The sequence below is a fragment of the Nocardia sp. NPDC003345 genome, assembly GCF_053589395.1.
On the sequence record NZ_JBSFRU010000180.1, the window covers coordinates 1 to 12,566 of the forward strand.

Annotated in this window: 12 protein-coding genes, 4 tRNA genes and 1 pseudogene; 15 read left to right on the top strand and 2 right to left on the bottom strand. The window is 65.0% G+C overall.

All coding sequences use genetic code 11. From position 1 onward, the window contains the following. The first annotated feature begins 444 nt into the window (after positions 1–444). Complete coding sequence (htpX, locus tag ACWDU1_RS19590; RefSeq protein WP_450000321.1) at positions 445–1,314, top strand: zinc metalloprotease HtpX; 870 nt, start codon at positions 445–447, stop codon at positions 1,312–1,314. Positions 1,315–1,335: 21 nt separating this feature from the next. Here the strand turns inward: htpX and ACWDU1_RS19595 are convergent, their stop codons facing one another. Beyond that, complete coding sequence (locus ACWDU1_RS19595; RefSeq protein ID WP_450000323.1) at positions 1,336–1,827, bottom strand: YajQ family cyclic di-GMP-binding protein; 492 nt, start codon at positions 1,825–1,827, stop codon at positions 1,336–1,338. Positions 1,828–2,032: 205 nt separating this feature from the next. Between ACWDU1_RS19595 and ACWDU1_RS19600 the strand changes: the two genes are divergently transcribed. The 10 genes from ACWDU1_RS19600 to rplA all read left to right on the top strand — a co-directional run bounded on the left by ACWDU1_RS19600 (position 2,033) and on the right by rplA (position 7,031). Then, a tRNA-Tyr gene (locus ACWDU1_RS19600) sits at positions 2,033–2,118 on the top strand. A gap of 184 nt (positions 2,119–2,302) precedes the next feature. Further along, positions 2,303–2,375, top strand: a tRNA-Thr gene (locus tag ACWDU1_RS19605). Positions 2,376–2,444: 69 nt separating this feature from the next. Further along, positions 2,445–2,517 (top strand) — tRNA-Met (locus tag ACWDU1_RS19610). Positions 2,518–2,561: 44 nt separating this feature from the next. Continuing rightward, a complete protein-coding gene (gene rpmG / locus ACWDU1_RS19615; RefSeq protein ID WP_011211653.1) occupies positions 2,562–2,732 on the top strand; it encodes a 50S ribosomal protein L33 in 171 nt (56 codons plus the stop codon). A 191-nt stretch (positions 2,733–2,923) separates the two neighbouring features. Further along, positions 2,924–3,976, top strand: coding sequence for a fused (3R)-hydroxyacyl-ACP dehydratase subunits HadA/HadB (locus tag ACWDU1_RS19620; RefSeq protein ID WP_450000337.1), 1,053 nt, complete (start codon positions 2,924–2,926; stop codon positions 3,974–3,976). A 281-nt stretch (positions 3,977–4,257) separates the two neighbouring features. Then, positions 4,258–4,330, top strand: a tRNA-Trp gene (locus ACWDU1_RS19625). 29 nt (positions 4,331–4,359) lie between these two features. Further along, positions 4,360–4,758 carry a preprotein translocase subunit SecE gene (gene secE, locus ACWDU1_RS19630; RefSeq protein ID WP_450000325.1) on the top strand — a complete coding sequence of 133 codons (399 nt, stop codon included), beginning with the start codon at positions 4,360–4,362 and terminating at the stop codon, positions 4,756–4,758. A gap of 117 nt (positions 4,759–4,875) precedes the next feature. Continuing rightward, positions 4,876–5,652, top strand: a complete 777-nt coding sequence (nusG, locus tag ACWDU1_RS19635; protein ID WP_450000327.1) for a transcription termination/antitermination protein NusG — start codon at positions 4,876–4,878, stop codon at positions 5,650–5,652. A gap of 84 nt (positions 5,653–5,736) precedes the next feature. After that, positions 5,737–6,171 (top strand): 50S ribosomal protein L11, encoded by a 435-nt coding sequence (rplK, locus tag ACWDU1_RS19640; protein WP_450000328.1) that lies wholly within the window; start codon positions 5,737–5,739, stop codon positions 6,169–6,171. 146 nt (positions 6,172–6,317) lie between these two features. Further along, complete coding sequence (rplA, locus tag ACWDU1_RS19645) at positions 6,318–7,031, top strand: 50S ribosomal protein L1 (protein ID WP_450000330.1); 714 nt, start codon at positions 6,318–6,320, stop codon at positions 7,029–7,031. Between the two features lie 97 nt (positions 7,032–7,128). On the opposite strand, the gene ACWDU1_RS19650 is transcribed toward rplA, so the two are convergent. Next, positions 7,129–8,724: an MFS transporter gene (locus ACWDU1_RS19650; RefSeq protein ID WP_450000331.1), complete on the bottom strand. Its 1,596-nt coding sequence runs from the start codon at positions 8,722–8,724 to the stop codon at positions 7,129–7,131. A gap of 440 nt (positions 8,725–9,164) precedes the next feature. Between ACWDU1_RS19650 and rplJ the strand changes: the two genes are divergently transcribed. The 4 genes and pseudogenes from rplJ to ACWDU1_RS19670 all read left to right on the top strand — a co-directional run. Then, positions 9,165–9,704, top strand: coding sequence for a 50S ribosomal protein L10 (rplJ, locus tag ACWDU1_RS19655; protein ID WP_450000333.1), 540 nt, complete (start codon positions 9,165–9,167; stop codon positions 9,702–9,704). Between the two features lie 78 nt (positions 9,705–9,782). Next, the gene (gene rplL / locus ACWDU1_RS19660) at positions 9,783–10,163 is read left to right on the top strand and encodes a 50S ribosomal protein L7/L12 (protein WP_396944565.1); all 381 of its coding nucleotides are present in this window, start codon (positions 9,783–9,785) and stop codon (positions 10,161–10,163) included. A 255-nt stretch (positions 10,164–10,418) separates the two neighbouring features. Further along, on the top strand, positions 10,419–11,513 hold the full coding sequence (locus ACWDU1_RS19665; protein WP_450000335.1) for an ABC transporter ATP-binding protein: 1,095 nt from the start codon (positions 10,419–10,421) through the stop codon (positions 11,511–11,513). A 561-nt stretch (positions 11,514–12,074) separates the two neighbouring features. After that, a pseudogene (locus ACWDU1_RS19670) lies at positions 12,075–12,566 on the top strand (DNA-directed RNA polymerase subunit beta); the annotation flags it as partial.

Below are 12,566 nucleotides of genomic sequence, written 5' to 3' on the forward strand. Positions count from 1 at the left end.
AGAGGGAGGGAGCGCAGCGACCGACCGGCGGGAGTGAAGACCCGGGGTTAATAGGGCCCCACCCTCGAGCGCCGGAGGCGCTCCAAAATTACAGCGCGACCCTTCGCGGAGGGGCACATCCGAAATCACCTCCGCGGCGCCTCTCAACTCACCAACACGGAGGGGCACATCCGAAATCTCCCTCCACAGAGCGTTCGCCTCTCAACTCACCCAACACGGAGGGGCACATCCGAACTCTCCCTCCACGGAGCGGTCGCCTCTCAACACCCTCCACGGAGCGAGTCGATCCAACCCCACCTCCGCGTACGGGCCGCCCCGAACCACCCTGCCTCGAAGCAGCCGCTCCAACTTCACGGAACTCCCCGGGTGTGGTGCTCGTTGTCGTGCAGTAGCGGTTCTGGCCGAAATTCGCGCGTCTGGACGCGCCACGTATACAGGAGTGCTATGCACGGGCACGGGTTTGCGAATGGAATGAAAACGTTCGGGCTCATGGTCGGTCTTTCCGCGTTGATAGTCCTCGCGGGAGCGGCGTTCCGGAATACGACCATTCTGGTGATCGCGATAGTGCTCGCGGTGGCCATGAACGGCTACGCGTATTTCAACAGCGACAAGCTGGCGCTCAAGGCGATGCGGGCGCAGCCGGTGAGTGAGATCGAGGCGCCGGTCATCTACAAGATCGTGCGTGAGCTGGCGACCACCGCGCGGCAGCCGATGCCGCGGTTGTATATCAGCCCCACGAACGCGCCCAATGCGTTCGCCACCGGGCGTAACCCACGGCATGCGGCCGTCTGTTGTACGAGTGGGATTCTGCAGATTCTCGACGAGCGGGAATTACGGGCCGTGCTCGGGCACGAATTGTCCCATGTATACAACCGGGATATCTTGATTTCCTCGGTGGCCGGCGCGATGGCGGCGGTGATTTCCGGGCTCGCCAATTTCGCGTATTTCGCGGCCGCGTTCGGCGGTAACCGCGGCGGTTCCGGTCCCAACCTGATCGGGGTGCTGCTGGTGAGTCTGCTGGGGCCGATCGCGGCCGGTGTGATCAAGATGGCGGTGTCGCGGTCGCGGGAGTATCAGGCCGACGAATCGGGAGCCGAGCTGACCGGTGACCCGCTCGCATTGGCGTCGGCGTTGCGGAAGCTGGAGCGCGGGGTGCAGGCGGCTCCGTTGCCGCCCGAACCCCGGCTCACCGCGCAATCGCATCTGATGATCGCCAATCCGTTCCGTCCCGGTGAGCGGATGGCCCGGCTGTTCTCGACGCATCCGCCGATGGCGGAGCGGATCGCGCGGCTGGAACAGATGGCGGGCCGCTGATCCGGCCGGGCCGGGCGGTGGCTACCGGTAGTTCACGAACTGCAGCGCGATCCCGAAGTCCTCGCCCTTGAGCAGGGAAATGACGGCCTGCAGGTCGTCGCGCTTCTTGCTGGTGACGCGCAGTTCGTCGCCCTGGATCTGGGCCTTGACGCCTTTGGGGCCCTCGTCGCGGATCTTCTTGGAGATCTTCTTGGCATGCTCGGAGTCGATGCCCTGGACCAGCGATCCGGTGATCTTGTAGGTCTTGCCGGAGGCGACCGGTTCGCCGGCGTCGAAGGCCTTGAGGGAGATATCACGCCGGATCAGCTTCTCTTTGAAGACCTCGAGTGCGGCCTGCACCCGCTCCTCGGATTCGGCGGTCAGTACGACGTTGTCCTCACCGGACCATTCGATCGCCGCGCCGGTTCCCCGGAAGTCGTAGCGGGTGTTCAGTTCCTTTTCGGCCTGGTGCAGGGCGTTGTCGACTTCCTGCCGTTCGACCTTGCTGACGATATCGAATGATGAATCGGCCACACTGAGCTCCTGTTCGCTGTTGAATCACCCCTGCGTGCCTAGGCAAGCTACCTCGTTACCGGTGCGGCGCCGATGGGCCGCCTCGGTAGGGCCGTGTTCGTGCGATCTGGCCAGCGGGTTTGCATTACGGGTGCGGGTTCGTTGTATCCTGCTCAGCGCACTCGGAAATGCGATCGAAGATCAAAAGTTCGGGTGTGCGCTACCAGGCAGGTTGCCCGAGCGGCCAATGGGAGCAGACTGTAAATCTGTCGGTGAAAGCCTACGTAGGTTCGAATCCTACACCTGCCACCACGAACCCCCGCCGAGGAAATTCGGCGGGGGTTTCGTCGTTTCCGGGCTCGCGTCGTGCGCGCCCGCCCGCGGAAAATGTGCTCTGACCACGCGGTTTGGAGCTCATGGCGGTGAGTGTGTACTCTCGTTCAAGTCTTCGAGGCAACGGGTAGAAGTTCTCTGCTTCCCGCTGCGGAGAAGTCGCGCCCCCTTAGCTCAGTCGGCAGAGCGTTTCCATGGTAAGGAAAAGGTCAACGGTTCGATTCCGTTAGGGGGCTCGCCGGATTGCCGGTGGTGTCCGACTCGGCACTCCAAGCCGCGACGTCGCCGTTGCAGATGGTACGTAAGGCGGTGTAGCTCAGTCGGTAGAGCAAACGACTCATAATCGTTGTGTCGCCGGTTCAAGTCCGGCCATCGCTACCCATACTGATTGACCCTCTGGTTGACCGGAAAGAAGGCATATCGTGGCCGCGAAGTCCACCGATGTCCGGCCAAAGATCACCTTGGCCTGCGAGCAGTGCAAGCATCGCAACTACATCACCAAGAAGAACCGGCGTAACGACCCGGACCGCCTCGAGCTGAAGAAATTCTGCCCGAACTGCGGTACCCACCGGGCGCACCGCGAGTCGCGCTGACCCTCTCGTGATACCGCCGCCGTGTGGCGGCGGTCCGGGCCATCCAATCCGCGGCCGGGTACCCGGTCGCAGTCATGATCGGGCGGCGGCACGGCCCCTCGTGGTCACGCCACTATCGTCTCCGGGCTGATGTCCAGTCGCCATGCAGACTCCGTGCTGCGGGGTCAGATAGGTACAGTCCTCCCGTGACATTGAACACCGGAACAGACGAAGCGGTCGCGACGGATACGGAGTTCGACCCCGCCGCGAACGCGGCCGCGATGGTCGGTCACCACTACCGCGTCGACGACTATTACGAGGTCGGCCGTGAGAAGGTGCGTGAGTACGCCCGCGCCGTCCAGGACAGCCACCCGGTGCACTGGGACGAGGACATCGCACTGGAGTTCGGCTACGACGGTCTTGTCGCTCCGCTGACGTTCATCTCGCTGGTCGGCATCCTGGCGCAGCGCAGACTCTTCGAGACGGTCGTCACCGGCTACGACCTCAGCCAGATCATGCAGACCGATCAGATCCTGGAATTCCACCGGCCGATCCTGGTCGGCGACAGGCTGACCTGCGATGTCTACCTGCATTCGTTCCGCCAGGCGTTCGGCGGCGACATCATCGTCACCAAGAACATCGTCACCGATCAGCACGATGAGGTGGTTCTGACCACCTACACCACGCTGGTCGGCCGCAGCGGCGGTGATATCGACCCCAATCTCAACGACGCCGTCCGCAATGTGCTGATGCACGGTATGGAAGCCTCCATGCCCGATCACACGCCGCGGTCACATCCCACTCCGCCCGCGCCCGCGGCGCTCGCCGTGGCGCCCACCCGGTTCGCCCGGGCGTTCGACGAGGTCGCGGTGGGGGAGGAACTCCCGGCGCGCGTCGTGCGCCTCACCCGCGGTGATCTGGTCAACTACGCCGGCGTTTCCGGCGACGCCAATCCCATCCACTGGAGCGACGAGGTCGTGAAGCTGGTGGATCTGGACACCTGCGTGGCGCACGGGATGCTCTCCATGGGGCTGGGTGGCGGATTCGTCTCCTCCTGGCTGGGCGATCCCGGCGGGGTGAAGGAGTACAACGTCCGCTTCACCAGCCCGGTCTTCGTGAGCGCCACCGAAGCGGCCGAGGTCGAATTCACCGGCAAGGTCAAATCCCTCGATCCGGAAACGAAGACCGCGGTGATCGCGATCGTCGCGAAATCCGGCGGCCGTAAGATCTTCGGCCGGGCCACGGCGACGGTGCGGTTGTCCTGACCTGGTCGGGTGACCCTGATTGGCTTCTCGCGCCGACCGTGCCGTACACTCGGGTTTCTGGGGTCACCAGCCGATGCGCGCTGCTCTGCAAGGCTGGTTCCAGGCGAGGTTCCCGAGTTTCGGCCGATACGGCTGAGTAGGCTCGGACCGGGCCGATCGGTCCGGCCTCGCCGACGGGGCCGGCATCTGCCGGAGCGGCGCGCGTGTTGTGTGACACCCACGTCGACAACTGAATATCGCAGTGTGGCCGACCTTCACCTCCGGGTGCCCGGTTCGGCCGAAGGGGCGTAGCTCAAATGGCAGAGCAGCGGTCTCCAAAACCGCAGGTTGCAGGTTCAAGTCCTGTCGCCCCTGCCCTGGACACCAGCGACGAGAGGATCGACGTGACCGACGAGCGGGACACTCGCCGCGGCGGATATGGCGCCGACGACGGCGACGACACCGCCGCCGCACGGCCGAGCGGAAAGCGCTCCGCTCGGCGGAGCCGGTCCGCCTCGTCGGGCGCGTCCGATACCGGTTCGATCGCCACCATCGATCGGCCCGAACGCAAGGCCGAGACGAAGTCGGGCCGATCCCAGAATGATCGGTCGCGGAATCCGTTCAAGCGTTTGTTCAAGTTCCTGCGTGAGGTGATCGCGGAACTGCGGAAGGTTATCTGGCCCAACCGGAAGCAGATGGTCACCTATACGACCGTTGTGCTGGTGTTCGTGATCTTCATGGTCGCGTTCATCAGAGGGTTGGATCTGGCGTTCATCTTCGGTGTCGACTGGTTGTTCGGTTAGCCAGGCGATATCGGCGCCGGTAACCGATCCGCACCGCGGGCCGGATGCATAGGAGAACGCCGCGCCCGAACCCGGCACGCAGAGGATGCACGTGACGACACAGGAAGCGAGTGCCCAGTGAGCACCCCGGAGAACGACACCACCGACGAGTTCCCGGTCGACGATCAGACGGCCGAGGAGGCCGCCGTATCCGTCGAGGAGCCGGCGTCCGACGCCGCGCCCGAGGCTGCCGACGAGGCCGCGCCCGCATCCGACGACGGCGAGGAGCCGGATCCGGTCGAGCAGATGAAAGCCGTCCTGCGGCGCTCGCCCGGCGATTGGTACGTCATCCACTCCTATGCCGGCTACGAGAACAAGGTGAAGACCAACCTCGAGACCCGTGTGCAGAACCTGGACCTGGAGGATTACATCTTCCAGGTCGAGGTGCCCACCGAAGAGGTCACCGAGATCAAGAACGGCCAGCGCAAGAGCGTGAACCGCAAGGTGCTGCCGGGCTACATCCTGGTCCGGATGGATCTGAACGACGAATCCTGGGGCGCGGTGCGCAACACCCCGGGCGTCACCGGATTCGTGGGCGCCACCTCGCGTCCCTCGCCGCTGACCATCAACGAAGTGGTGAAGTTCCTGGTTCCGGCGTCGCAGCAGAAGAAGGCGGCCGCGCCGGCCACCGCCGCGGCCTCCCAGGAGAGCGCCGGCGAGACCGCGGCCAAGCCCGCCATCGAGGTCGATTTCGAGGTCGGCGAATCGGTGACGGTGATGGACGGCCCGTTCGCGACGCTGCCCGCGACCATCTCCGAGGTCAACGCCGAACAGCAGAAGCTCAAGGTGCTGGTCTCGATCTTCGGGCGCGAAACTCCGGTCGAACTGGAATTCACCAAGGTCGCCAAGATCTAGTAGGCGGCGCCTGTGCTCCCGAGGCCGCGAGCCTCGGGCCGGAACTTGCAGAGAGCAAGGAACACCACACCCTAGGAAAGAAAGATGCCCCCCAAGAAGAAGAAGCTCGCCGGGATCATCAAGCTTCAGATCCAGGCCGGCCAGGCGAACCCGGCCCCCCCGGTGGGTCCGGCGCTCGGTCAGCACGGCGTCAACATCATGGAGTTCTGCAAGGCGTACAACGCCGCGACCGAATCGCAGCGTGGCAACGTCGTGCCGGTCGAGATCTCGGTGTACGAGGATCGGTCCTTCGACTTCAAGCTGAAGACGCCGCCCGCCGCCCGGTTGCTGCTGAAGGCCGCCGGTGTGCAGAAGGGCTCGGCCGAGCCGCACCGCAACAAGGTCGCCACGGTGACCATGGATCAGGTGCGCGAGATCGCCAAGACCAAGCAGGAAGATCTGAACGCCAACGATATCGATCAGGCGGCCAAGATCATCGCCGGGACCGCGCGCTCGATGGGTATCACCGTCGAGGGCTGAGCGTCAGCGCCGGAGGTGGCTGCGCAGCGTAACCACGCAGGCGTAGCGAAGGCCTCCATCAGGCACTGGTGCCGAGTGCCCGCTTTCGGTGGGAGGGCCGGCCAGGCCCGATAACCACGACTGAACCAAGAACAGGACAGAGAAACATGGCAAAACGAAGCAAGGCGTATCTCGCCGCGGCCGAGAAGGTCGATCGCGACAAGCTGTACTCCCCGCTCGCCGCCACCCGGCTGGCCAAGGAGACCGCCACCACCAAGACCGACGCGACCGTCGAGGTCGCGGTCCGGCTGGGCGTGGATCCCCGTAAAGCCGATCAGATGGTGCGTGGCACCGTGAACCTGCCGCACGGCACCGGTAAGACCGCTCGCGTCATCGTGTTCGCGGCCGGCGAGAAGGCCGCAGAGGCCGAGGCCGCCGGTGCCGACGCCGTGGGCGCCGAGGATCTGATCGAGCGGATCCAGGGCGGCTGGCTGGACTTCGACGCCGCGATCGCCACTCCGGACCAGATGGCCAAGGTCGGCCGTATCGCGCGCGTCCTGGGCCCGCGTGGTCTGATGCCGAACCCGAAGACCGGCACGGTCACCACCGATGTGACCAAGGCGGTCGCCGACATCAAGGGCGGCAAGATCAACTTCCGCGTCGACAAGCAGGCCAACCTGCACTTCGTGATCGGTAAGGCGTCGTTCGACGACAACAAGCTGGTCGAGAACTACGGCGCCGCGCTGGACGAGATCCTGCGCGCCAAGCCGTCGACCGCCAAGGGGCGTTACGTCAAGAAGGTGACGGTCTCGACGAACACCGGACCGGGCATCCCGGTGGACCCGAACCGCACCCGCAACCTCCTGGACGAGGAAGCGTAAACGGCGCCAGGCACTATCCCGCGACGGCGGGAGCATCCTCCGCGGATGCTCCCGCCGTCGCTTTTTCGTTCGGGGGGTCGTAGCGGTAGGCCCGCTGTCACGGTGTGCGATCGCCGAACAGGATCGAATCACCCCTGTGCACACCCCAGGGCAGCGCGACGGCGACGATCGCCGCGCACACCAGCACCGCCGCTGTCGCGACGAGTGACGCCGCGTGCGAACCTTCCAGGCAGGCGGCTTTCATCGCCGTGATGAGGGTTTCGCGCTGGGTGTCGAAGAACGGCGCCAGTTCGCGTTCGCGCATTTCCAGAATGCTGAGCGGGGTGGCGGCCGCGAATCCCTTCTCGTCCTCGGTCATCAGCGACGCCGGTACTCGGTCCAGCAGGGGCTGGACGCGGGTGGTGTAGTAGGACGCCACGATGGATCCGAGTACCGCCACGCCCAGGGTGCCGCCGATCTCGCGGGTCGTATCGTTGACCGCCGAACCCGCCCCGGCTTCGTCGAGTGGTAGCGCCGACATGATGGATTCGGTCGCCGGGCCTTGCACGATCGCCAGGCCGAGAGCCATGGACACCATCGAGGGCAGCACATCGGTGAGGTAACCGCTGTCGACGGTCACCTGGCCGCCCAGGTAGAGGCCCAGCCCCGTGAGCAGGAGCCCGAAGACGATCACCGGTGTGGTACCGAATCTTTGCGCGAGCAGCGTGGCCAGGGGCGCGCCGAGCGCGACCGAGGCCGCGAACGGCAACGAGGCGATTCCGAACTCCAGCGGGGTGTACTCGCGGACGCCCTGGAAGTACTGGGTGATGAGGAACAGGAAGCCGAACATCGAGAAGTAGCCGACGGCGATCGCCAGGGCGGGCAGCGAGAAACGGCGTACCCGGAACAGCCGCATATCGAGGATCGGTGTGGTGGTGCGCAGTTCCCAGCCGACGAAGGCGGCCAGCAGCGCGAGGCCGGCCGTCCCCGTGGCGAGGGTGACCGGGGCGAGCCAGCCGTAGTGGGGCGCCTCGATGACGGCCCGGACCACGAGCACGATTCCGGCGATGGAGAGTCCGATTCCGGGTAGATCGAGGCGGCCGGTGTGCTGTGCTCGGGATTCCGGAACCCAGCGCAGTACCGCCGCCAGCGCGACGAGCGCTACGGGGACGTTGATCCAGAAGACGGAATGCCAGGAGAAGTGTTCGAGGAGCCATCCGCCGGAAATCGGGCCGATCGCGATGGCGAATCCCGCCATCGCGGTCCAGGCGGCGATGGCCAGAGCGCGTTCGCGGCGGTCGGTGAAGATATTGATGATCAGGGCGAGCGTCGCGGGAAAGACCGCGGCCGCGAAAACGCCCATCACGGCCCGGGCGGTGATCACGGCCCCGAGCGAATCCGAGAGCGCGCCGCCGATGGAGGCGAGGGCCACGCCGGCGAGCCCGATCGTCATCACGCGGCGGCGGCCGTACCGGTCGCCGAGGTTTCCGCAGGCCAGCAACAGTCCGGCGAAGGTCAGGGTGTAGGCGTCGACCACCCACTGCAGCCCGCTGACCCCGGTGGTGAGTTCTACGCCGATCGAGGGCAGCGCGACATTGACGATGGTGTTGTCCAGGACCACGAGCAGTTCCGTCAGGCAGATGACGGCGAGGGCCAGGAACCGTCGAGAACGTCGGTCCAGCAGTCGAGGCGCAGCGATTATGTCGGTCGTCATACTCAGCAGCGAACCACTATCTGTTACCTGAAGTAACACTATGATCGTGTGATCTCCGCCGGAGTGCGGACCGGTTGTGTCATGTCTCACCGCGAGGGGCCGGCGAATATCGTTGCGGAAGGGGGATTGCGGGCACGTTTTGCCAGATGGGCGGGTCGCGGGGTACTCTGATCGGCGGTTGTCGACGAGTTCGACCGCCACCCAATCCGTTCTACCGAAGACCGTTGGTCGCTGATTCCGTATGGAATCGGTCGAAGGTCCGGCGAAAGTGCCGGCGGCCCGCGCAGGGAGAGCCGAGGCTGGGAGTGGAGTGCGGGTTTGCGCCTGCGGTCCGAATACTCTTCGCGCCCCGGAACGCTCTGCGTTCGGGGCGCTTGTTCTTTTGCCGGCCCCTGATTCGGTAGGGCATATCCATACCGACATCAGAGAGGAGGCGAAGTATGGCGAAACCCGAAAAGGTAACCGCGGTCGCGGAGATCACCGAGCAGTTCAAGGGCTCGACCGCCGCGGTCATCACGGAATACCGTGGTCTGTCCGTCGGTGCGCTGACCCAGCTGCGTCGTGCGCTGGGTGCCGATGCCACGTACTCCGTCGCCAAGAACACCCTGGTGAAGCGCGCCGCGGCCGAGGCCGGCGTGGAGGGCCTGGACGACCTGTTCGTCGGACCCACCGCGATCGCGTTCATCTCGGGCGAACCGGTCGAGGCGGCCAAGGCCCTCAAGACCTTCGCCAAGGACAACAAGGCGCTGGTCATCAAGGGCGGCTACATGGACGGCGCACCGCTGTCCGTGGCCGAGGTCGAGCGGATCGCCGACCTGGAGTCGCGCGAGGTCCTGCTGGCCAAGCTGGCCGGTGCCATGAAGGGCAACCTGGCCAAGGCCGCCGGTCTGTTCAACGCTCCCGCTTCGCAGGTGGCCCGCCTGGCCGCCGCCCTGCAGGAGAAGAAGCAGGCCGAAGGCGGAGACGCCGCCGCGGAGTAACACCTTCCGCAACCCCATTCGCGGAAGGGCCGCGTCCGGCTCGCCCGCACAGACATTCACTATCGAAAGGACATATCAATGGCCAACGTTGATGAGCTGCTCGAAACCTTCGGCAACATGACCCTGCTCGAGCTGTCGGACTTCGTCAAGAAGTTCGAGGAGAAGTTCGAGGTCACCGCTGCTGCTCCGGTCGCCGTCGCCGCCGCCGGTGCCGCCCCGGCCGCCGCCGAGGCAGCCGAGGAGCAGGACGAGTTCGACGTCATCCTCGAGGGTGCCGGCGATAAGAAGATCCAGGTCATCAAGGTGGTCCGTGAGATCGTCTCCGGCCTGGGCCTGAAGGAGGCCAAGGACCTCGTCGAGGGTGCTCCGAAGCCGATCCTGGAGAAGGTCGCCAAGGAAGCCGCCGACGCCGCCAAGGAGAAGCTGGAAGGCGCGGGCGCGAAGGTCTCGGTCAAGTAATTCCGACCGGTACAGCCGGAAACGGGCGGTCCCTCGGGACCGCCCGTTTCTCGTTTCCCGGGTGATCATTCCCGCGCTGGTTAACGCCGATTCTTCCAGGCGGCGACCACCGCCCGTGGTTACTCTTCGGTCAGGTCGGGTGTGCTATGGGTGTGCCATGAGATAGAGTGGCCGAACCCACTGTGACGTGAGACGCACCGCTACCGGGTCTGCGGTGCCGAAGTGGGCAGCTCGCTGAGAAATGTGGAGGTTGGCGTGGGCGTCGAGGTCAGGACCGAGAGTGTAACCAAGTCGTTCGGTTCACAGCGGATTTGGCAGGACGTTTCTATTACCCTGCCTGCCGGTGAGGTCAGCGCGCTGCTGGGCCCGTCGGGTACCGGTAAGTCCGTATTCCTGAAGTCGCTGATCGGCCTGTTGCGGCCGGAGCGCGGGTCCATTTTCATCGGTGGTACCGATATCACCACCTGCTCCAATAAGGAGCTCTACGAAATCCGGAAACTTTTCGGCGTCCTGTTCCAGGACGGCGCGCTGTTCGGCTCGATGAACCTCTTCGACAATGTCGCCTTCCCGCTTCGGGAACATACGAAGAAGTCCGAGTCCGAGATCCGCAAGATCGTCATGGAGAAGCTCGAACTCACCGGTCTGCTCGGTGCGGAGGGCAAACTGCCCGGCGAGATCTCCGGCGGTATGCGTAAGCGTGCCGGGCTGGCCCGCGCGCTGGTGCTCGATCCGCAGATCATCCTGGTCGACGAGCCGGACTCGGGTCTCGACCCGGTGCGTACCTCGTATCTGAGCCAGCTGCTCATCGATATCAACGCGCAGATCGACGCGACGATCCTGATCGTGACGCACAACATCAACCTGGCCCGTACCGTGCCCGACAACATCGGCATGCTGTTCCGGCGCCAGCTGGTGATGTTCGGTCCGCGTGAGGTGCTGCTCACCAGCGAGGAGCCGGTGGTCAAGCAGTTCCTCAACGGCCGCATGATCGGTCCGATCGGTATGTCCGAGGAGAAGGACGAGGCGCAGATGGCGCGCGAGCAGGCGCTCGTGGACGCCGGCCACCATCACGGTGGCGCCGAAGAGGTCGACGGCATCATCCCGCAGATGCGTGCCACCCCGGGTATGCCGGTACGCCAGGCCGTGCAGCGGCGTAAGGACCGCGTCCGCGAGGTCATGCACACCCTGCCGCATGCCGCGCAGGTGGCCATCCGCGAATCGCTGGACGAGAACGACGAGACGATGGTCATGTCGTACAACTCCAACTCCGGGCGGCAGCCGGCCGGCCGTGACGCGGGTAACGATTTCCCGGGTTCGGACTTCGAGACCGCGCAGTACCCCAAGCTGTAACAGGCTTGCTCCGAGAGCAGCGCGTCGGGTTCACGCCCGGCGCGCTGTTTGTTTTCGCGGACACGCCCGGGCTCGCCGGTCGTCGATCCGAGGCCTGCGCACCCCCGCGACGCCCTTGCGGTCGGCGTTTCGGGTGATCTTGTACTGCGGCAATCGATCCGAGGACCAGCAGGTCGGCACGGGCACTTGACGACTTTCGCCCGACCCGTCACGCTATTGGAGACGGCTTCGACCGTCACCGAGAGTGCACGACCGCCAGCGCCGAATCAGTTGTCGGCGGCTCGGACCGCGGACCGGAACGCAGCCAGCGAACCGGTCCGGCGAGTCAGCCGCCCAACGGCTCGCCGGGGTGGTACTTTGACACCTCCGTATAGGTAGGTGTAGGTTTGGACGTTGCGCTGGCTGCCTCCTGTCCATTCCTTGATCGCACTACGAAAGTCCCACCCTTCCGGTGTTGCTTCCGTTGTTTGCTGTTCGAGTCTCGTTCGGGTTGTGACCAGCGAGAATCCAAAAATGTAGCAGACAAGCGACGGTCGCGGACCACCACGCGACGCGCGTGAGGTGCTGGAAGGACGCATCTTGGCAGTCTCCACCCAGACAAGCGCCAATACGAAGCTGGGAGTTTCGGGAGGTATCCCCGGGGCTCCGTTGCGGGTGTCTTTCGCGAAGATCCGGGAGCCGCTGGAGGTGCCCGGACTTCTCGATCTACAAACGGAATCTTTCGCCTGGCTGGTCGGCACGCCGGATTGGCGTGAGCGGGCCGCCGCGCGGGGTGACGGCGGACTGGTCGGCGGGCTCGAGGAGGTCCTCGAGGAGCTCTCGCCGATCGAGGACTTCTCCGGCTCCATGTCCCTGTCCTTCTCGGACCCGCGCTTCGAAGAGGTCAAGGCCTCGATCGACGAGTGCAAAGACAAGGACATGACCTACGCGGCGCCGTTGTTCGTCACCGCGGAGTTCATCAACAACAACACCGGTGAGATCAAGAGCCAGACGGTCTTCATGGGTGATTTCCCGATGATGACCGACAAGGGCACCTTCATCATAGATCGGAAG